20 protein-coding genes are annotated in these 20,426 nt (G+C 67.7%); 14 read left to right on the top strand and 6 right to left on the bottom strand.

The genetic code is table 11. The annotated features are described in order from the left end of the window. The first annotated feature begins 2 nt into the window (after positions 1–2). The 6 genes from IG196_RS15610 to IG196_RS15585 all read left to right on the top strand — a co-directional run bounded on the left by IG196_RS15610 (position 3) and on the right by IG196_RS15585 (position 7,513). The gene (locus IG196_RS15610) at positions 3–1,100 is read left to right on the top strand and encodes a sulfate/molybdate ABC transporter ATP-binding protein (protein ID WP_099789544.1); all 1,098 of its coding nucleotides are present in this window, start codon (positions 3–5) and stop codon (positions 1,098–1,100) included. Next, positions 1,097–1,600, top strand: coding sequence for a disulfide bond formation protein B (locus IG196_RS15605; RefSeq protein WP_153284105.1), 504 nt, complete (start codon positions 1,097–1,099; stop codon positions 1,598–1,600). Before IG196_RS15610 ends, IG196_RS15605 begins: the two co-directional genes overlap by 4 nt. A 201-nt stretch (positions 1,601–1,801) precedes the next feature. Next, a complete protein-coding gene (gene macA, locus IG196_RS15600) occupies positions 1,802–2,974 on the top strand; it encodes a macrolide transporter subunit MacA (RefSeq protein ID WP_192196852.1) in 1,173 nt (390 codons plus the stop codon). Next, the gene (gene macB / locus IG196_RS15595; protein WP_192196851.1) at positions 2,971–4,953 is read left to right on the top strand and encodes a macrolide ABC transporter ATP-binding protein/permease MacB; all 1,983 of its coding nucleotides are present in this window, start codon (positions 2,971–2,973) and stop codon (positions 4,951–4,953) included. The genes macA and macB overlap by 4 nt, the downstream gene beginning before the upstream one ends. Beyond that, positions 4,946–6,334: an efflux transporter outer membrane subunit gene (locus tag IG196_RS15590; protein WP_192196850.1), complete on the top strand. Its 1,389-nt coding sequence runs from the start codon at positions 4,946–4,948 to the stop codon at positions 6,332–6,334. The genes macB and IG196_RS15590 overlap by 8 nt, the downstream gene beginning before the upstream one ends. Before the next feature lie 399 nt (positions 6,335–6,733). Next, positions 6,734–7,513 (top strand): hypothetical protein, encoded by a 780-nt coding sequence (locus tag IG196_RS15585; protein ID WP_192196849.1) that lies wholly within the window; start codon positions 6,734–6,736, stop codon positions 7,511–7,513. 12 nt (positions 7,514–7,525) lie between these two features. Here IG196_RS15585 and IG196_RS15580 read toward each other — a convergent pair whose 3' ends face one another. From IG196_RS15580 to IG196_RS15565, 4 genes are read right to left on the bottom strand one after another with little or no spacing between them, the layout of a single operon-like run. Further along, a complete protein-coding gene (locus IG196_RS15580) occupies positions 7,526–8,305 on the bottom strand; it encodes a glycosyltransferase family 2 protein (RefSeq protein ID WP_192196848.1) in 780 nt (259 codons plus the stop codon). Further along, a complete protein-coding gene (locus IG196_RS15575) occupies positions 8,269–9,066 on the bottom strand; it encodes a lysophospholipid acyltransferase family protein (RefSeq protein WP_192196847.1) in 798 nt (265 codons plus the stop codon). The genes IG196_RS15580 and IG196_RS15575 overlap by 37 nt, the downstream gene beginning before the upstream one ends. A 48-nt stretch (positions 9,067–9,114) precedes the next feature. After that, complete coding sequence (locus tag IG196_RS15570; protein WP_192196846.1) at positions 9,115–10,155, bottom strand: Rid family hydrolase; 1,041 nt, start codon at positions 10,153–10,155, stop codon at positions 9,115–9,117. Positions 10,156–10,157: 2 nt separating this feature from the next. Beyond that, a complete protein-coding gene (locus IG196_RS15565) occupies positions 10,158–10,949 on the bottom strand; it encodes a class I SAM-dependent methyltransferase (RefSeq protein WP_192196845.1) in 792 nt (263 codons plus the stop codon). Positions 10,950–11,066: 117 nt separating this feature from the next. On the opposite strand from IG196_RS15565, the gene IG196_RS15560 reads away from it, so the two are divergent. Genes IG196_RS15560 through rng form a run of 8 tightly spaced genes read left to right on the top strand, consistent with a single transcriptional unit; the run spans position 11,067 to position 18,016 of the window. After that, positions 11,067–11,792 carry a YebC/PmpR family DNA-binding transcriptional regulator gene (locus IG196_RS15560; protein ID WP_099789518.1) on the top strand — a complete coding sequence of 242 codons (726 nt, stop codon included), beginning with the start codon at positions 11,067–11,069 and terminating at the stop codon, positions 11,790–11,792. A gap of 43 nt (positions 11,793–11,835) precedes the next feature. Further along, entirely contained in the window at positions 11,836–13,134 is a 1,299-nt protein-coding gene (purD, locus tag IG196_RS15555; RefSeq protein WP_192196844.1) for a phosphoribosylamine--glycine ligase, read from the top strand. Continuing rightward, positions 13,134–14,054 carry an oxygen-dependent coproporphyrinogen oxidase gene (gene hemF, locus IG196_RS15550; RefSeq protein ID WP_192196843.1) on the top strand — a complete coding sequence of 307 codons (921 nt, stop codon included), beginning with the start codon at positions 13,134–13,136 and terminating at the stop codon, positions 14,052–14,054. Before purD ends, hemF begins: the two co-directional genes overlap by 1 nt. Further along, positions 14,051–14,683 carry a nicotinate (nicotinamide) nucleotide adenylyltransferase gene (nadD, locus tag IG196_RS15545; protein WP_153284116.1) on the top strand — a complete coding sequence of 211 codons (633 nt, stop codon included), beginning with the start codon at positions 14,051–14,053 and terminating at the stop codon, positions 14,681–14,683. The genes hemF and nadD overlap by 4 nt, the downstream gene beginning before the upstream one ends. Further along, positions 14,683–15,375 (top strand): ribosome silencing factor, encoded by a 693-nt coding sequence (gene rsfS / locus IG196_RS15540; protein WP_101491737.1) that lies wholly within the window; start codon positions 14,683–14,685, stop codon positions 15,373–15,375. The genes nadD and rsfS overlap by 1 nt, the downstream gene beginning before the upstream one ends. Next, positions 15,372–15,839 (top strand): 23S rRNA (pseudouridine(1915)-N(3))-methyltransferase RlmH, encoded by a 468-nt coding sequence (rlmH, locus tag IG196_RS15535; RefSeq protein WP_062470115.1) that lies wholly within the window; start codon positions 15,372–15,374, stop codon positions 15,837–15,839. The genes rsfS and rlmH overlap by 4 nt, the downstream gene beginning before the upstream one ends. 40 nt (positions 15,840–15,879) lie before the next feature. Further along, on the top strand, positions 15,880–16,482 hold the full coding sequence (locus IG196_RS15530; protein WP_192196842.1) for a Maf family protein: 603 nt from the start codon (positions 15,880–15,882) through the stop codon (positions 16,480–16,482). A 7-nt stretch (positions 16,483–16,489) separates the two neighbouring features. Further along, positions 16,490–18,016, top strand: a complete 1,527-nt coding sequence (gene rng, locus IG196_RS15525; protein WP_153284119.1) for a ribonuclease G — start codon at positions 16,490–16,492, stop codon at positions 18,014–18,016. A 31-nt stretch (positions 18,017–18,047) separates the two neighbouring features. Here rng and IG196_RS15520 read toward each other — a convergent pair whose 3' ends face one another. Together IG196_RS15520 and IG196_RS15515 are read right to left on the bottom strand one after the other, a co-directional pair. After that, positions 18,048–19,379: an MFS transporter gene (locus tag IG196_RS15520; RefSeq protein WP_192196841.1), complete on the bottom strand. Its 1,332-nt coding sequence runs from the start codon at positions 19,377–19,379 to the stop codon at positions 18,048–18,050. Between the two features lie 109 nt (positions 19,380–19,488). Then, entirely contained in the window at positions 19,489–20,421 is a 933-nt protein-coding gene (locus tag IG196_RS15515; protein ID WP_192196840.1) for a 3-keto-5-aminohexanoate cleavage protein, read from the bottom strand. Between the last annotated feature and the right edge of the window lie 5 nt (positions 20,422–20,426).

Here is a 20,426-nt window from a genome sequence, read left to right as displayed (position 1 = left end):
CCATGAGCATCGAAATCCGCAACATCAGCAAGCAGTTCGGCGACTTCCGGGCGCTGAACAACGTGAACCTCGACGTCGAGTCGGGCGAGCTCGTCGCGCTGCTCGGCCCCTCGGGCTGCGGCAAGACCACGCTGCTGCGCATCATCGCGGGCCTGGAAACGGCCGACACCGGCAGCATCCATTTCTCGGGCGAAGACACGACCGACGTGCACGTGCGCGAACGCCAGGTCGGCTTCGTGTTCCAGCACTACGCGCTGTTCCGCCACATGACCGTGTTCGAGAACGTGGCCTTCGGCCTGCGCGTGAAGCCGCGCAAGGAGCGTCCGAGCGACGCGCAGATCAAGCAGAAGGTGACCGACCTGCTCAAGCTGGTGCAGCTCGACTGGCTGGCCGACCGCTACCCGTCGCAGCTGTCCGGCGGCCAGCGCCAGCGCATTGCGCTGGCCCGCGCGCTGGCGGTGGAGCCCAAGGTGCTGTTGCTCGACGAGCCCTTCGGCGCGCTCGACGCCAAGGTGCGCAAGGAACTGCGCCGCTGGCTGCGCCGGCTGCACGACGAGCTGCACGTCACCTCGATCTTCGTCACGCACGACCAGGAAGAAGCGCTTGAAGTGGCCGACCGCGTGGTGGTGATCAACAAGGGCCGCATCGAGCAGGTCGGCTCGCCGCAGGACGTGTGGGACAAGCCCGCGAGCCCGTTCGTCTACGGCTTCCTGGGCGACGTGAACCTGTTCCACGGCCGGGCCGACAACGGCGCCGTGCAACTTGACGGCATGCGCATCGACTCGCCCGAGCACAGCACCGCGCGCGACGCCAAGGCGCTGGCCTACGTGCGCCCGCATGACCTGGACGTGACCCGCTATGTGGCGGGCGCCACCGGCATCGTCGCCACGCTGTCGCGCGCGATTGTGGTCGGACCGATCGCGCGGCTGGAACTTGAGCCCACCGAAACGAATCCAGATAATCCGGGCTCCGGAACCATCATCGAAGCGCAACTCCCTGCGCAACAGTTCCGCGACCTGGACTTGAAGGAAGGCGACACCGTCGTCGCCAACCCCCGCAAGGCCAGGGTGTTCGTAGAAGAAGATTGGGTGTCTCCTTGATCCATTGGTACTTCGGCGCGCCGCGCCGCGCGCTTGCGCTGATCTGCCTGGCCTGTGTCCTGATGCTGGCCTTCGGGCTGTATCTGCAACACGTGGTCGGACTCGAACCCTGTCCCATGTGCATCGTGCAGCGCTATGCGCTGATGCTCGTGGCGCTGTTCACCGGCCTGGCGGCGCTGTTCAACAGCCGCGGCCTGCAGGTGACGGGCGGCGTGCTGGCGCTGGCGGCGGCGGTGGGCGGTGCCTACACGGCGGCGCAGCAGAGCTGGCTGCAGTGGTATCCGCCCGAAGTCGTCTCGTGCGGGCGTGACCTGTACGGGATGATCGAGACCTTCCCGCTCAAGCGCGCGCTGCCGATGATCTTTCGTGGCGGCGGCGACTGTTCCAAGATCGACTGGTCGCTGTTCGGCCTGACGCTGGCGAACTGGTCGTTCATTGCGTTCACGGTGCTGGCGCTGTTGCTCCTCACCTTGCTGCTGCGTCGGCGCACGGCGCGCTGAGTTCTTTTTCAGTAGTTTCGGCGGCGTGGCCCGCTGCCTTTCGAGGGCAGCGGGCCACGCCGTTTTCAATGGCCGCGCCGCTGCGGGCCGAGGCAAAGGCCCGTCGAAACTGCGTGCTTTAGCAGGCCTTCAGCAACCGGGGCTAGGATCAATCGCATCCTTTCCCGCGCTTCGCCGCCCGTTTCATCCCACTTTCACTGCATGCCCACAACTCCCTCGCGACGATCGCGCAAGCTCCTTGTCGGCCTGGCCTTGCTCGTCGTGCTGGCCATCGCGGCCTTCTTCTGGCTGAGCCCGCCGAAGAAAAGCGACTACCTCACCGCCACCGTGCAGCGCGGTGACCTCGAGAACGCGGTGCTCGCCACCGGCGTGCTGCAGGCCTTCAAGCAGGTCGAGGTGGGCGCGCAGGTGTCGGGCCAGCTCAAGTCGCTGAAAGTGGTGCTCGGCCAGACGGTGAAGAAGGGCGACTGGCTCGCCGAAATCGACCCCGTCATCTCGCAGAACACCTTCGCGCAGGAACAGGCCAAGCTCGAGAACCTGCAGGCCCAGAAGCTTGCGAAGGAAGTTCGCGTGAAGCAGGCAGAGCTCACCTGGGCACGGCAGCGCGACATGCTGGCGCAGGACGCCGCCGCGCGCCAGGACCTGGAAGGCGCCGACACCGAGCTGCGTGCGCTGCGCGCCGACGGCGTGTCGCTCGACGCCCAGATCCGCCAGCAGAAACTGGCCCTGGCCTCGGCGCAGACCAACCTGTCGTACACGCGCATCATGGCGCCCATCGACGGCGACGTGGTGTCGATCAGCACGCTCGAAGGCCAGACCGTGGTGGCCTCGTTCCAGGTGCCCACGCTCATGAAGCTGGCCGACCTGTCGACCATGACCGTGAAGGCCCAGGTGTCCGAGGCCGACGTGGTGCGCGTGAAGGCCGGCCAGCCCGTGTACTTCACCATCCTCGGCGACCCCGACACGCGTTACCACGGCACGCTGCGCGCGGTGCAGCCGTCGCCCGAGAAGATCAACAACGCGGTGTTCTTCAACGCGCTGTTCGACGTGCCCAACCCCGACCGCACGCTGCGCGTCGACATGACGGCGCAGGTCGCCATCCTGCTGGGCGAGGCGAAACAGGCGCTGACCGTGCCGCTCACCGCGCTCGGCGCGCGCGACAAGGAGGGCCGCCATGAAGTGCGCGTGCTCCTGCCTGACCAGCGCGTGGAAAAGCGGCAGGTGCGCATCGGCATCCGCAACAACTTCCAGGCCCAGGTGCTCGAAGGCCTGAAGGAGGGCGACAGCGTCATCACCGGCGACGCCTCGGCGCTGGAGAAGACCGACGGCAGCAACAACGGCAACGACAGCGGCAACCGGAGGCCGCGCCAGTGACGCAGCCGCTGCTGACTCTGCGCGGCATCGGCCGCAGCTTTCCCTCGGGTGAGCAGGAGGTCCAGGTGCTGAAGGACGTCGACCTGGACATCGGCCACGGCGAAATGCTGGCCATCGTCGGCGCCTCGGGCTCGGGCAAGTCGACGCTGATGAACATCCTCGGCTGCCTCGACCGGCCGACCACCGGCACCTACACCGTGTCGGGCCAGGACGTCGGCACGCTCGACAGCGACGCGCTCGCCGCACTGCGGCGCGAGCACTTCGGCTTCATCTTCCAGCGCTACCACCTCATGCAGCACCTGACGGCCACCGGCAACGTCGAGGTGCCCGCCGTCTACGCCGGCACCGAGGGCACGGCACGCGACGCGCGGGCGCGGCAACTGCTGGCGCGCCTGGGCCTCGAAGACCGCACCGAGCACCGGCCGAGCCAGCTCTCGGGCGGCCAGCAGCAGCGCGTGAGCATTGCGCGCGCACTGATGAACGGCGGGCAGGTCATCCTGGCCGACGAGCCGACCGGCGCGCTCGACCGCAAGAGCGGGCAGGAGGTCATCGGCATCCTGCGCGAGCTGCATGCGCAGGGCCACACCATCATCATCGTGACGCACGACATGCAGGTGGCGCGCTGCACCGAACGCATCATCGAGATCGCCGACGGCGTGATCGTCGGCGACCGGCCGAACGTGCCGACCGTGGCCGCGCCCGCGCAGACGGTCGGCGACGACACCCCCACGCCGCCCGCCATGACGCGTCCCACGCTCGGCATCGCACGCTTCAGCACCGGCTGGGCCCGCTTCTCCGAGGCCTTTCGCATGGCTTGGCGCTCGATGATGGCGCACCGCATGCGCACGGCGCTGACCATGCTGGGCATCATCATCGGCATCACCTCGGTGGTGTCGATCGTGGCCATCGGGGAGGGCGCCAAGCGCTTCGTGCTGGCCGACATCAAGGCCATCGGCACCAGCACGCTCGACATCTACCCGGGCCGCGACTTCGGCGACGACAAGGCCGCGAGCATCCGCACGCTGCTGCCCGCCGACCTGCAGGCCATTGCCGCGCAGCCCTTCGTGCACAGCGTCACGCCCACCACCATGCGCAGCCTGCGTTTGCGCTACCGCAGCGCCGACGTCAACGGCAACGTGAACGGCGTCAGCGACAACTTCTTCAGCGTGCGCGACATCCAGATGGCCAGCGGCGCGCCGTTCAACGCCAACGACGTGCGGCAGCAGTCGCAGGTGGTGGTGATCGACCAGAACACGCGGCGCAAGCTCTTTCCCGAGGGCACCGACCCGATCGGCAAGGTCATCCTCGTGGGCAGCCTGCCGTGCACCGTGATCGGCGTGGCGCAGGAAAAGAAGAGCATGTTCAGCGAGAACAAGTCGCTCAACATCTGGCTGCCCTACAGCACCGGCGCGAGCCGCCTGTTTGGCCAGCAGCACTTCGATGGCATCACCGTGCGCATCCGCGACGACCAGCCCACCAAGGCGGCCGAGGAAAGCATCGTGCGGCTGCTCACGCTGCGCCACGGCGGCAAGGACTTCTTCACCTTCAACATGGACAGCATCGTGAAGACGGCAGAGCGCACGAGCCAGTCGCTCACCTTGCTCTTGTCGCTGATCGCGGTGATCTCGCTGGTGGTGGGCGGCATCGGCGTGATGAACATCATGCTGGTGTCGGTGACCGAGCGCACCCGCGAGATCGGCATCCGCATGGCCGTGGGCGCGCGCCAGAGCGACGTGCTGCAGCAGTTCCTGACCGAGGCCGTGCTCGTGTGCCTGGTCGGCGGTTTCATCGGCGTGATGCTGTCGTACGGCATCAGCTTTCTGTTCTCGGTGTTCGTGAAGCAATGGCAAATGATCTTTTCGCTGGGCGCCGTGGTGTCGGCCTTCCTGTGCGCGTCGCTCATCGGCGTGCTGTTCGGCTACCTGCCGGCGCGCAACGCCGCGCGGCTCGACCCCATCGAGGCACTGGCCCGTGAGTAGCGCGCGCCTGACCTTGGGAGCGCTCGCCATCGCGCTGGCGCTCGGCGGCTGCACGCTGTTCCAGCCGGAGCGGCGCGAACAACGGCCGCTCGGCGTGCCGCAGGCGTGGCAGCAGCAACAGCCCACGTCGCCGAACGCGGCGGCCATGCCACAGACCCGCTGGTGGGCCGCCTTCAACGACGCGCGGCTCGACACCCTGATCGACAACGCCCTGCGCACCAACAACAACCTGGCCGCAGCCGGCATCCGCGTGCAGCGGGCGCAGTTGCAGGCCGGCCTGGCGAACACGAACCTCACGCCGGGCGTGACGGGGCAACTCGGCACCAGCCGCAGCTTCGACTTGAAGCGAGGCGGCGTGGTCGCATCAAGCGCGAACACCTCGTTGAACCTGAGCTACGAAATCGATCTCTGGGGCCGCCTGTCGGCGCAACGCAGCGCCGCCGATTGGGAGCTGCAGGCCACCGAGTCCGACCGCGAGGCCACGGCACTGGCGCTGGTCGGCACGACCGCCGGGCTGTACTGGCAAAGCGGCTATCTGAACCACCGCATCGCGTTGAGCGAAGCCGGCATGGCCGACGCGCGGCGCATCCAGGCCCTGGTGCGCGCCAAGTACGCGGCGGGCGCCGTGTCCGGGCTCGATGTCGCGCAGGCCGGCCAGAACCTCGCGAGTCAGGAGGCCGCGCACACGCAGCTGCTGCAACAGCGCGTCGAAGCGCGCAACGCGCTGGCCATCCTGTTCGACATGCCGCCCGACACTCCGAAGGAGGAGCCCTCGCAGTTGCCGGACACGGCCTTGCCCGTGATCGATGCCGGCCTGCCCGCGAGCCTGCTGGGCCGTCGGCCCGACCTGCGTGCTGCGGAGCAGCGCCTGCGGGCGTCGCTGGCGAACGTCGATGCAACGCGCACCGGCTTCTACCCGACGCTGAGCCTCACGGGCTCGCTGGGCGCGGGAAGCAATGCACTGGGCGAGGTGCTGAAGAACCCGATCGCCACGCTGGGTGCCGGCCTGGTGTTGCCTTTCCTGCAATGGAACACCGCGCGGCTGACCGTCGCCGTGTCGCAGACGCAGTACGAAGAAGCGGTCGTCGGGTTTCGTCAGTCGCTGTACACGGCCTTGTCCGAGGTGGAGAACACGCTGTCGTCACGCACCCAACTGCAGGACGAAAGCGTGAAGCTGGCCTTGGCGCTGCAGCAGGCACAACGCGCGGAAGCCCTGTCGGAAGTGCGCTACCGCGCAGGCGCCACTGCGCTGCAGCCGGTGCTCGATGCCAAGGACAAGCGCCGCATCGCAGAGGTGTCGGTGGCACAGAATCGGTTGAACCAGCTCAACGCGACGATGACGCTGTACAAGGCGCTGGGCGGCGCAGCCATCGTCGAGTAGGAAGACAGGAACGGCTCCCAGGCCACAGCAGGTGCCCGGCAGGCGGTGCGGTGTGGGCGGCCCCTCTGTGCCGCCGAGGAGCGCAGCGTTTCGCGGATCAGGGCTCGCAGCTGTTTGAGCCGAAGGCGAGTTCTGCGAGACCCCGCGAAACGCGAGCACCGCAGGGAAGCCGCGAAGCGGCCGGCACAGTGGGGCCGACCGCGCCGTACCGCCTGTCGGGCGCCCCTCAAAAAGGGACTCAACAAGTGTTGATTTTCTTCCCCGCGTCAACGGGCCTGCGAGGTCATCGTCATGGACGAATTCGACCGGGTTGAAGTGGAGGCCGCCGCAGCCCTTGGGTATCCTGCAGGCCTTCACGGTGGTGCTGCACCACCGACTGCGACAACGACAAGCCGACTTATGTACAAGGACCTTTCTCTCGCCGCCGAAATGCTCATCCCCTGGGTCGCAGCGCCACTGGGCACGCTCGGCCTGGCCGCCATGCTGGCGAGCATGCTGGCGCCGGACCGCCTGCTGTTCGATGCGGGCTACGCCTGCGTGCCCCACGGGACGCAGCTGCGGCTCTTTCCACGCCACATGCGCATGGGCAGGTTCATGTGGTGGCTGATGGGCCTGGGCGTCCTGCTCCTGGGGCTGGCGATGCTGTCGGCCACGCCGATGATGATTGCCGGGCTCGTAGAGGAATCGCCCGAGGCCTGGTACCACTGGCTGCTGTTCGGCGCGCTGACGGTGGCGATGATCGGCACTGGCGCCTTCATGTGCTGGTTGGGCATCAGGCTGATGCGCCTGCGCTGGTTCGGCGGGCCGCTGCGCGAGACCCGCTTCTTCGTCGATCCTGAAAGCGGCGAGCGCAGCATCGAGATCCGAACCGCCTCGCTGCTGCGCCGCAGCGTCACGCGCCACCCGCTCGGCCAACTGCGCCATGTGGTCGTGAGCGCACGTGACAGCTGGGATGTCGGCGCCATGGCCGGCCAGGGCGTGCTGATCCATCAACAACTGGTGCAATTGGCACTGGCGTTCGGGCAACAGCGCCCCGTCGACCTCATGGGCCGCGTCAACGACGGACCGGGCGTGCGCCACATGATCGCGCTGGTGCATGCATGGTGCGGCGCGGTGGAACTGCGGTTCGACCGCCTTCAGTCCATCACGCCTTTCGACATGGAACTGGACGAGGCCTGATTCAGCAGCCTGCTAAGGCTGAAACGGCGGTGCGCCGCGCAGCTTGCGAATCAGCAGCCCCGGCAGCCGCAAGACAAACTCGACCATCAACCGCGTGTGCATCCAAGTCAGCAGCACGTTGTCGCGGCCATAGCGGAAGTGCGACACCCCGCCTTCCTCGGCCGTCAGGTACTTCACAGCCGCATCGATGTTCACCGGCTTGACCCCGCGCCAGGCCAGCCGCACGACCGCCTCGGTGTCGAAGTCGAAGCGCCGCATCCAGGGTTGCCGCGCCATCACCGCGATCAGGTCGACCACCGGGTACACGCGAAAGCCGTAGAGCGAATCGCCGACGCCTGCGAACAGCGTTTCGAGCTGCGTCCAGCCATTCGATACGCGCCGCCCGCGCACCCGCAGCAGCGGCGCGCTGGCGTCGAACACGGGCCGGCCCAGCACCATCGTCTCGGGCCGCGCCAGCGAGGCGCTCATGAAAGAGGGGATCAGGTCCGCCGGGTGCTGCCCGTCGGAATCCATCGTGAGCGCATGCGTGAAGCCGGCTTCTTTCGCGACCCGCAAGCCGTGCAGCACCGCCGAGCCCTTGCCCTGGTTCTGCGGCAGCACCCACACGCGCAGGCCGGGATCGCCGGCCGCCATCTGCTGCAGTCGCTCGCCCGTGCCGTCGTCGCTGCCGTCGATCACCACCCACACCGGGTTCCATTGGGCTCGCGCGGCGGCGACTGTCGAGAACAGGCGCTCGCCCGTGTTGTAGCTGGGAATCAGGACAAGGTGGGTGCGCGAGGCGTCTGCTGGCATTCGGGGGACGCGTCGGTGGCGCGCTGCTCCATGTGTTGACGGAAATAGTGTTCCAGCTCGACCTGCAACGCATCGCTGTCCTGCGTCGGTGCAAAGCGCTTGCCCAGCCGCAGCGTGAAGACGATGGGCAGCGGCGGCACGCGCCACAGCGGCCAGCCCTTGCCGAGGTAGGGCGAGTCGGTGTCGATGAACACGGTCTGGATCGGCGCCTGCGCCAGCTTGGCGATCAGCGTGGTGCCGGGACGGAAGGGGTTGAGCGGCGGCGTCACCGTGCGCGTGCCTTCCGGGAAGATCACGAGCTGGCCGCCCTGGCGCAGGTCGTTGACCGCCAGGCGCACCATCGTGCGGGCCGATTTGTTGCTGATGTAGCGCGCCAGCCGGGCCCCCGCGCCGAGGAAGATGTTGCCCATCAGCTCGGCCTTCATGATGCAGGCGCTGCGCGGCAGCCGCGCCACCAGCAGCAGCGCGTCCAGCATGGTCGGGTGGTTGGCCACGAAGATCACGCCGGGTTCGTTGCGCATCGGGTCCAGGCACGAGGCGTCGATGCGCATCATGCCGGTGATGGAAGCGAGCCACCAGAACATCCGGTAGGCAAAGGCGATGGTCATGCGGCCCAGCGCGCGCGCCGGAACGGCCGGCATCACCGGGTACAGCAGCATGGCGACGAAGTTCCAGCCCAGCGAGATCAGGCCGAGGAACAGCAGCAGCGCGTAGAGCATCAGCGCGAGCGGGATCGACGTGAGAAAACGCAGCACGTTCATGAATGGTGGTGTCGGTCGGGCAGGCGAACGGGGCGAACGGCCGGCCGCTCAGGCGGCCTGCGGCCGGCCGGCGGCGACCGTGTGGGCCTCGATCTCGACCAGCAGATCGCTGCGGCAGATGTCGGCTTCCAGGTACACGGCATGGCGGGCCATCGGCGCCTGGGCGCCGATCGCGGCTTCGATCACCTCGCGCACGGCGTCGGTGTCCGACGGATGCCGCACGTACACCACGCAATCGAGCGCGTCGAGCGAGAAGCGCGCCGTGGTCTGCGCATGGGCGGAAGCGATCACGGCCTCGAGGTTGCGCAGCGTTTCGCGGGCCTGCTCACGCACGTCGCCGTGGTGCACGGTTTCGTGGCCGACGATGCTCGCGGTGCCCGAAATAAAAAGTGCCACCTGACCGTCGCCAATGTCTGCCAGCGCAGCGCGCGAGAAGGTCGGCGAGCGCGGGCCGTAGGTTTCGGGATAACGGTAGGCCGACACCTGCCGCGGGTTCTCGACCGGCAGCGGCGCGGCACGTCCCGCGAGAAAACGGATCGACAGTGCGCCCTGGCGGATGCCCAGCGCGCAGGCAGCCGGAGCGCCCTCGAAGGCGGCGCGGCCGGCTTCGAAGAAAGCTTCTTGCCGGCCGAGGTTGAACTGGCGGTAGCGCTCGAGCCCGCCGCCGTCGGCGTTGATGCGCGGCAGGTAGTTCCAGATGCGCTGCAGGTGCGGCGTGCCGGCCTGCTCGAGCGTGCGGAACAGGTCGCGGTAGGCGCGCTGCGACAGCTCGGTCAGGCTCTGGCCTTCGACGGCTTCATCGAGATCGATGGCACCCAGCAGCCAGTGCCCGTCGGTGCGCCAGCGCGCGATGCCCGTCGTGCCCGACTTGACCTGGGCACCGTCGCTCACATGCCAGACGTCGGCCATGGCGCCTTGTGGTGACAGCACACGCGCATTCACCGTGGGCATCCAGGCGACACCGTGCGGCGTGCCGTAGCCGAACGCAGCAAAGGGCGCATGGCTGTGCGTGGCCAGCGCAAGGCTGTCCGGCAGCGAGAGGCGCTCCACGCGCAGGGAAGAGTGAGGGTGATCGTCCTGCGGGCGCACGTTCAGCGGGCCTTGTCGGCGGTGGATTCGGGTTTGCGACCGGTGTAGGCGGAGAAGACCCCGAGGCTTGCGTAGCGGCGCACCTCGCCGAAGCCGGCAGCGCCCAACGCCTGCATGACGCGCTCGGGCGGAATGCAGGCCTCGATGGTGTCCCAGTAGTAGCGCCACAGCTCCGAGGTGTCGCTGCGGCGGCCGACCACGCGGGCGATCAGCGGCACCACGGCGCGCATGTAGCCCTTGAGCAGTGCGGTGGCGATGCGGCCTTCGGGCTTGGTGATTTCAAGCACCACCACGCGGCCGCCAGGGCGCAGCACGCGATGGAATTCGGAGAACGCGGCGGCCACGTCGCTGATGTGGCGCATGGCGTAGCCCATGCTCACGAAATCGCAACTGGCATCGGGCCGGGGCAGGGCCTCGGCGACGCCTTGAATGAGTTCGACGCCGGGCAACCGGACCTGGCCCATCATGCCCACGCTGGGGTCGACGCCGACCAACTGGCCGGTCGAGCCGATAAGCTTCAAAGCCTCGCGGGCGACGAGCCCGGTGCCGATGCCCACGTCGAGCACCTGCGCGCCCGTTGCGAGGCCGGCCTGCTTCAGCGCGTCGCGCCGGTACGCGGGGCCCGTGCCGAAGGCCAGCACCGCTTCGATGCGGTCGTAGTCGGCGGCCGTGCTGTCGAAGATGCGTCGCAGGAAAGCCTGGTGCTCTGCCTCGTTCTTGTAATACAGCGGAAGCGGCGTGTGAGGCGGCAGGATGTCGGGATTTCCCGTACCGGCAGAGGGCGATGGCGTCATCAAACGATTATCACCAAAAGGCCCGGTCCGAAATCCCGGGCGCCGGGGAGCGTTGTGTGCGCCGGACAGTAAACTCCACACTTGCTTTGAAAACACACGACAGCGAGAGAGATAGCCATGGCCGGACATAGCAAGTGGGCAAATATTCAGCACCGCAAGGGCCGCCAGGACGAGAAGCGCGGCAAGCTCTGGACCCGCGCCATCCGTGAAATCACGGTGGCGGCACGCGCCGGCGGCGCCGACCTCAGCGCCAACCCCCGGCTGCGGCTGGCGGTCGAAAAGGCCAAGGCGGTCAACCTGCCCATCGACACCGTCAAGCGCAACATCGACAAGGCCACGGGCAACCTCGAAGGCGTCAACTACGAAGAAATTCGTTACGAAGGGTACGGCATCGGCGGTGCGGCGATCATCGTCGACACCATGACCGACAACCGCGTGCGCACCGTGGCCGAAGTGCGCCACGCCTTCTCCAAGTACGGCGGCAACATGGGCACCGAAGGCTCGGTGGCCTTCCAGTTCAAGCACTGCGGCCAGATCATCTTTGCGCCCGGCACCAGCGAGGACAAGGTCATGGAAGTGGCCCTCGAAGCCGGCGCCGAAGACGTGATCACCGACGACGACGGCGCCATCGAGGTGCTCACCGCCGTCGGCGACTTCGAGGCCGTGAAAAACGCGCTCGAAGCCGCAGGCCTGAAGCCCGATGCCGCCGAAATCACGATGCGCGCCGAGAACACCGTGGACGTGACCGGCGAAGACGCCGCCAAGATGCAGAAGCTCCTCGACGTGCTCGAGGACCTGGACGACGTGCAGGACGTTTATCACAACGCCGCACTGTCCGACTGAGCGAATCAATGATGGATCCACAGCGACAAACGAAAGCCCGCGAATGAAGGTACTGGTGATTGGAGGAGGGGGCCGCGAACATGCACTGGCGTGGCGGTTGGCGCAGGGCAACCGGGTCAGCCGCGTCTACGTGGCGCCCGGCAACGGCGGCACCGTGAGCGACGAACGCTACGACTGCATCGACATCACCGAACCGGCCGCGCTGCGCGAGTGGGCGATGGCCGAGAAAATCGCGCTGACCGTGGTCGGCCCCGAGGGGCCACTGGCGGCCGGCGTGGTGGACGAGTTCCGCGCGCACGGCCTGCGCATCTTCGGCCCGACGCAGGCGGCCGCGCAGCTCGAAAGCTCCAAGGCCTTCTCGAAGGCCTTCATGAAGCGCCACAAGATTCCGACGGCCGAATACGAAGCCTTCACCGACGCCGCTGCGGCCCATGCGTACATCGACGCCAAGGGCGCGCCGATCGTCGTCAAGGCCGACGGCCTGGCCGCCGGCAAGGGCGTGGTGGTTGCCATGACCGCGCAGGAAGCCCACGAGGCCGTCGACTTCATGCTGGTCGACAACAAGTTCGGCGTGTCGCACAACGAAGGCGGCGCACGCGTCGTCATCGAAGAATTCCTGCAGGGCGAAGAAGCCAGCTTCATCGTGATGTGCGACGGCAAGAACGTCGCCGCGCTCGCCACCAGCCAGGACCATAAGCGCCTGCTTGACGGCGACGAAGGCCCGAACACCGGCGGCATGGGTGCGTATTCGCCCGCGCCCGTGGTCACGGCCGAGGTGCATGCGCGCGCGATGCGCGAGATCATCCTGCCAACCATCCGCGGCATGGAAAAGGACGGCATTCCGTTCACCGGCTTCCTCTATGCCGGCCTCATGATCGACGCGGCCGGCCAGCCCAAGACGCTCGAATTCAACTGCCGCATGGGCGACCCCGAGACGCAGCCGATCATGATGCGGCTCAAGTCCGACCTGTTCGAGGTGTTCTGGCACGCCACCGACGGCACGCTCGACCAGGTCGAGCTGCAGTGGGACCGGCGCGTGGCGCTCGGCGTGGTGATGGCCGCGCACGGCTACCCGCTGTCGCCGCGCAAGGGTGACCGCATCAGCGGCATTCCGGCCGAGGCGCCCGATGCCGTGGTGTTCCATGCGGGCACCACGCTGGAAAACGGCGAACTCAAGACCAGCGGCGGCCGCGTGCTCTGCGTCACCGTGCTGGCCGACAGCGTCAAGCAGGCGCAGCAGCGCGCCTACGAGGTCGCGGCGCGCGTGCAGTTCGACGGTGCGCAGTACCGCAAGGACATCGGCTACCGCGCGCTGAACGCGCGCAACACGCCCCAATCCTGATGCCAGCCACCCAGCCGAAGGCGGTCGGCGACTACCTGCGCGGACTGCAGCAATCGATCATCTCGGCGGTCGAGGCGGCGGACGGCGGCAGCGCGGTGCGCGATGCCTGGCAGAAAGAGCCCGGCGAGCCGCTGCAGGGCAACGGCCTGACCTGCATCCTCGAAGGCGGCGCGCTGCTCGAGCGTGCCGGCGTCGGCTTCTCGCAGGTGCGCGGCGCCAAGCTGCCGCCTTCGGCCACGCAGAACCGCCCCGAGCTGTCGGGTGCGCCGTTCGAGGCCATGGGCGTGTCGCTGGTGTTCCACCCGCGCAATCCCTACGTACCGATCGTCCACATGAACGTGCGCATGCTGGCCGCGCAGCCTACGGGCGGCGGCGAGCCCGTGTGCTGGTTTGGCGGCGGCATGGACCTCACGCCGTGCTACGGCTTCGAAGAAGACGCGGCGCACTTTCATACCGTGTGCCGCGATGCGCTCGCACCCTTCGGCGCCGACAAGTACCCGCGCTTCAAGACCTGGTGCGACGAGTATTTCTTTCTCAAGCACCGCAACGAACAGCGCGGCATCGGCGGCATCTTTTTCGACGACTTCGCCGAGGGCGGCATCGAGAACGGCTTTGCGCTGATCCGCTCGGTCGGCGATGCCTTCCTGCAGGCCTACCTGCCGATCGTCGAGCGCCGCCGCGGCATGCCGTACGGCGAGCGCGAGCGCGAATTCCAGCTGTACCGGCGCGGACGTTACGTCGAGTTCAACCTCGTGTGGGACCGCGGCACGCACTTCGGCCTGCAGTCGGGCGGACGCACCGAATCGATCCTGCTGTCGATGCCACCGCTCGCGAGCTGGGCCTATCAGCAACAGCCCGAAGCGGGCAGCCCCGAAGCCGCGCTGTACAGCGACTTCATCGTGCGTCGGGACTGGGTGTGAGCCCCTCCGGTTCCGCTTTGCGCATCGGCGTCTTCGGCGGGGCCTTCGACCCGCCGCACAACGCCCACGTCGCACTCGCCGAAGCTGCCTTGGCGCAACTCGATCTGACGGAGCTGCACGTCATTCCCACGGGGCAGGCCTGGCACAAGAGCCGCACGCTCACGCCGAAGGAAGATCGCCTCGCGATGGCGCAACTGGCTTTCGGCAAACTGCGAGGCAAGGTCGTCATCGACAGCCGCGAAGTGTTGCGTGACGGCCCGACCTACACGCTCGACACGCTGCATGAATTGCAGAAAGAACAGCCCGGCGCACAGCTCGTTCTGGTGATGGGCGCGGACCAGGCGGCTGCCTTGCCGACCTGGCACGGCTGGCAGGATATACTCGGCATTGCTATCGTTTCTGTAGCGTATCGCGCACTATCGACGGGTGACGTCACTCGTTTTGATCCGAAACAGCTGCCCGGCCTCCCGGCTGGCGCGCGTTTCGAGGCGCTTGAACTGCCTGCCGCCATGGACACCAGCGCCACCGATATTCGGCGGCGTGTGGCGTCGGGTGTGGACATTTCCTCGCTGGTTCCGCCCACGGTTGCACGCTATATTGACCAACACCACCTCTACCGCTCTGCCTGATGACCACTGAAGCCGCCGCCAAAAAAGACATCCAAAAACTCCAGCGAGCCATCATCGATGGTCTCGAAGACGTCAAGGCGCAGGACATCCAGGTATTCGACACGGAGCACCTCTCGCCGCTGTTCGAGCGCGTGATCGTGGCGTCGGGCACCTCCAACCGCCAGACCAAGGCGCTCGCTTCGAGCGTGCGCGACGCCGTGCGTGAGGCCGGCTTTGCCAAGCCGCGCACCGAGGGCGAGGAAAACGGCGAGTGGATCATCGTGGACTGCGGCGCGGCCGTGGCGCACATCATGCAGCCCGCCATCCGCCAGTACTACCACCTCGAAGAGATCTGGGGCGACAAACCGGTGCGCGCCAAGCTCGGTGCCACCAAGCCCGCGCTGGCCACCGCTTCGTCCGTGAAGGGCGCCGAAGAGAAGAAGACGCCCGCCGCCAAGACGCCGAGCCTGCGCCGTTCGAGCGCCGCCAAGACGGCAATCCGCGCGGCCGAGCAGGAAGCCAAGGCCGCCAAGGCCCCGGCAAAGCGCGCGCCCTCGAAGACCGCGGGCAAGACCGTTGCCAAGAAGGCGCCTGCGAAGAAGTCCGCCACGGGCACCGCACGCGTGCCGGTGAAGGTCGTCGGCAAGCCGGCCGCCAAGAAGGTCGCTGCAAAGAAGGCGCCGGCCAAGAAGGCACCCGCCCGCCGCGCATGAAGCTGCTGGTGGTCGCCGTCGGGCAGCGCATGCCCGACTGGGCGCAGACTGCCTGGGACGACTACGCCAAGCGCTTCCCGCCGGAGCTCAAGCTCGAGCTGCGTGCCGTCAAGACCGAGCCACGCGGCTCCAAGACCCTCGAGACGCTGTATGCCGCCGAGCGCGAGCGCATCGAGGGCGCCATCGCCCGCGGCATGCGCATCGTGGTGCTCGACGAGCGCGGCACCGCGCTCACCACCAAGGCGCTGGCCACACGGCTGCAGACCTGGCAGGTCGAGGGCGACGACGTCGCGCTGGTCATCGGCGGCCCCGACGGGCTCGATCCGGCCTTCAAGGCCGCGGCGCATGAACGCATCCGCCTGTCCGACCTGACCCTGCCGCACGCCATGGCGCGCGTGCTGCTGGTCGAACAGCTCTACCGGGCGTGGTCGGTCAACGCGGGCCATCCGTACCACCGGGAATGACCACGGGGCCGGCGGTGGGGCCCACCACGGAGACCTGAACTTGCCTGACTTCATTTACCTCGCGTCGCAAAGCCCGCGCCGCGCCCAATTGCTCGGCCAGCTCGGCGTGCGCCACGAACTGCTGCTCGCCGGCCCCGACGAAGATGCAGAGGCGCTCGAAGCCTTGCTGCCGAACGAATCGCCGACCGCCTACGTGCAGCGCGTCACCGCCCTCAAGCTCGATGCCGCCGTCGCGCGCCGCAAGCGCCTCGGCCTGGCCGATGCGCCCGTGCTTTGCGCTGACACCACGGTCGCGCTCGGCCGCACCATCCTCGGCAAGCCCGAGGACGCACGCGACGCCGAACGCATGCTCGCGCACCTGTCCGGCGCCACGCACCGCGTGCTCACCGCTGTCGCGCTGCAACACGGCCGTCGTCGCCATGCGGCGCTGAGCGTGTCGCGCGTGCGCTTCGCGACACTCACGAAGAAACAGATCGCGGCCTACGCCGCCAGCGGCGAGCCGCTCGGCAAGGCCGGCGCCTATGCCATTCAAGGTGCGGCGGCTGCGTTCGTCGAGCACATCAGCGGCTCCTATTCGGGCATCATGGGACTTCCCATGTTCGAGACCGCGCAGCTGCTTCGAAGCGCTGGTTTCAATACTTAAGAATTCCATGCAAGACATCCTGATCAACTGGTCTCCGCAAGAGACCCGTGTGGCGCTGGTCGAGCACGGCGCGGTGCAAGAGCTGCACGTCGAGCGCACGCTCGAGCGCGGGCTGGTCGGCAACATCTACCTGGGCAAGGTCTCGCGCGTGCTGCCGGGCATGCAGTCGGCCTTCATCGACATCGGCCTGGAGCGCACCGCCTTCCTGCACGTGGCCGACATCGTCTCGCCGTTCACGCCGGGCTCGCGCCCGAGCGCCACGCCGCCCGAGCGCGACCACCGCAACGGCGGGCCGATGGTGCCCATCGAGAAGCAGGTGTTCGAAGGCCAGTCGCTGCTGGTGCAGGTGATCAAGGACCCGATCGGCACCAAGGGCGCGCGGCTGTCCACGCAGATCAGCATCGCGGGCCGGCTGCTGGTGTTCCTGCCGCAGGACAACCACATCGGCGTGTCGCAGAAGATCCCGCCCGACCAGCGCGAGTCGCTGCGCAACCGCATGCTGGCGCTCATCGAAGCGGCCGCAGCCGCCGAGAGCGGCGGCGTGGTGCCCGTGAACACGGGCGGCTTCATCCTGCGCACCAACGGCGAAGACGCGGCCGACGCCGAGCTGGCCGAAGACATCGCCTACCTGCGCAAGACCTGGACGCGCATCCGCGAGGCCTCGGGCCGGATGCCGGCCATGTCGCTGCTGCACCAGGACCTGAGCCTGCTGCAGCGCGTGCTGCGCGACATGACTTCCGAAGACACGCAGACCATCCGCATCGACTCGCGCGAGCAGTTCGAGGTGCTGCTCAAGTTCGGCCTCGAATTCATGCCGCAAGCGGCCGGCAAGCTGCAGCACTACAAGGGCGAGCGGCCGATCTTCGACCTGTATTCGGTCGACGAGGAAATCGCCAAGGCCTTGGGCCGGCGCGTCGACCTGAAGTCGGGCGGCTATCTCGTGGTCGACCAGACCGAGGCGCTGACCACGGTCGACGTGAACACCGGCGGCTTCGTCGGTGCGCGCAACTTCGACGACACCATCTTCAAGACCAACCTCGAGGCCGCACAAGCGATTGCGCGGCAGCTGCGCCTGCGCAACCTGGGCGGCATCATCATCGTCGACTTCATCGACATGGCGCGCGACGACCACCGCGAGCAGGTGCTCGCCGAGTTCCGTAAACAGCTCGCACGCGACCGCGTGAAGACCACGGCCGGCGGCTTCTCGCAGCTCGGCCTCGTCGAGATGACGCGCAAGCGCACGCGCGAATCGCTGGCCCACATGCTGTGCGAGCCCTGCGTGGCCTGCAGCGGACAGGGCATCGTGAAGACCGCGCGCAGCGTGGCCTACGACGTGATGCGCGAAATCTTGCGCGAGGCGCGCCAGTTCACGCCGCGCGAGTTCCGCATCGTCTCGTCGCCGCAAGTCATCGAGCTGTTCCTCGACGAGGAGAGCCAGCACCTCGCGGGGCTGAGCGACTTCATCGGCAAGCCGATCTCGCTGCAGTCGGAGCCGGCGATCGGGCAGGGGCAGTACGACATCGTGCTGCTCTGACGACGAGCGCGCGGCCCGTGGCAACGACGGGTCAGCGCTTCGACTCCTGGCCTTGCCGCATCCAGATACTGGCCAGCGCGGCGGCCACCAGCATGCCGGCGATCAGCAGCAGGCCGTTCTTCGTGCTGCCCGTGCTCTGCTCGATCCAGCCCATCACCGACGGGCCGATGAATCCGCCCACGAGGCCGCAGGTGTTCACCAACGCGAGTCCGCCTGCCAGCGCCACGCCGGCCAGCCGTGACGACGCGAACAGGAAGATCACGGACTGCACCACGAAGAACATCGAGCCGGTGAGGCAGAAGCCGGCCAGCGCAATGGCCGGGCTCGCGAAGGCAGCGATCAGCAAGCCGACCGCCATCGAGACCAGCCCGACCAGCAGCAGGAGCCGCCCGCGCTGCGGCGTGACCGCAAGCCGAGGCAACGCAATGGCGCCGACGGCGGCAGCCACCCACGGCAGCGAGTTGAGCGCGCCGATCTCCAGCGGCGAGAGCTTGCCGTAGGTGCCGATGATGCTCGGCAGGAAGAAGATCACCGTGTAGATGCTGATCTGGTGGCAGAAGTACACAAAGATCGCCAGCCAGATCTGCCGGTCGACCAGGCAGGCGCGAAACGATTCGCCGACCTGGCCGTTGGCCACGTCCTCGGCGCGTTCGGCGGCGAGCTGGCGTTCGATGGCCTGTGCCTGCGGGCGCGTGAGCCAGCTGGCGGTCGAGGGGCCGTCGGGCAGCTTGCGCCAGACCACGAAGGCCAGCGCCACGGCGGGCAGGCCTTCGAGCACGAACATCCATTGCCAGCCATGCCAGCCCCACAGGCCGTCCATCTGCAGCAGCGCGCCGCCGACCGGGCCGCTGAGGATGTTCGCGATGCACACGCCGAGCAGGAAGTAGCCCGTGGCGCGTGCGCGGTCCTTGCGGCCGAACCAGTAGTTCAGGTACAGCATCACGCCCGGGAACAGACCGGCTTCCGCCGCGCCGAGCAGGATGCGCATCACGTAGAACGAGGTCTCGCCCGTCACGAACGCCATGCCGGCCGACAGCAGGCCCCACGTGATCATGATGCGGGCGATCCACCAACGGGCGCCCACGCGGTGCATCACCAGATTGCTGGGCACTTCGAGCAGCGCGTAGCTCAAAAAGAACAGGCCCGCGCCCAGCCCGTAGGCGGCCGCCGAGATGCCGATGTCCACGGCCATGTGGCTCTTGGCCAGCGCGATGTTGGTGCGGTCGATGAAGCTGATCACGTAGGCCAGCACCAGCAGCGGCATGAGCTTGCGGAAGATCAGCGCATTGAGCGAGGCCTGTTCGTCGACGGCCTGTCTGGCCCGCAGACCCGGCGGCGTGGCGGGGATGGATGTGTGTGGCATGGGATGTCTCTCTCCTGTCCTGTCGTGTTCTGGCGGAAGGTCGCCGGCGTGCGCCGACGTGCAGATGCGGCCCGGTCGATGTGCCGGGCCGGGTATTTCTGGCGCAGGGCTAGAAGTCGACGTTCGCCGCGCCCTTGAGCCCAAGGATGTCGCGCGCCTCGGCGGGTGTCGCGATGTCGATGTTCAGCGCCTCCAGCACGGCGCGGATGCGCAGCACCTGTTCGGCGCTCGACGCGGCGAGTCGGCCCGGGCCGATCCACAGCGAGTCTTCGAGCCCGACGCGCACGTGCGAGCCCATGGCCGCGCCGATGGTGGCCAGCGGCAGCTGGTTGCGCCCGGTGCCCAGGATCGACCACTCGAAGCGGTCGCCGAACAGCCGCGCGGCGGTGCGGCGCATGTGCATCAGGTCTTCGGGGTCGGCGCCGATGCCGCCCAGGATGCCGAAGACCGTCTGCACGAAGACCGGCGCCTGCACCAGCCCGCGGTCGAGAAAATGCCGCAGGTTGTTGAGGTGGCTCACGTCGTAGCACTCGAACTCGAAGCGCGTGCCGTTGGCGTTGCCGAGCTTCAGGATGTTCTCGATGTCGGCGAAAGTGTTCTTGAAGATCAGGTTGCGGCTGTTCTCCAGGTGCTCGCGCTCCCATTCATGTTCGAAGGACTTGAAGCGTTCCAGCATCGGAAAGAGGCCGAAGTTCATCGAGCCCATGTTGAGCGACGCGAGTTCGGGCTTGAAGGTGGTGGCCGGGCGCATGCGCTCCTCGACGCTCATGTGCGGGCTGCCGCCGGTCGTGATGTTGATCACCGCATCGGTCGCGGCCTTGATCTTCGAAAGGAAGGGGCGGAACAGGTCCGGGTCTTGAGACGGGCGGCCGTCCTTCGGGTCGCGCGCATGCAGGTGCAGGATCGCAGCGCCGGCGCGGGCGGCTTCGATGGAGGCTTGCGCAATCTCGTCGGCCGTCACGGGAAGGTGCGGCGACATGCTGGGCGTGTGGATGGCGCCCGTGGGGGCGCAAGTGATGATGGCTTTGGGGCGTTGGGCCATGAGGT

Source organism: Variovorax sp. 38R (assembly GCF_014843395.1).
Classification (GTDB): Bacteria; Pseudomonadota; Gammaproteobacteria; order Burkholderiales; family Burkholderiaceae_C; genus Variovorax; species Variovorax paradoxus_H.
Note: the sequence above shows the minus strand (reverse complement) of the source record. Positions and strands in the feature narration are given on the sequence as shown.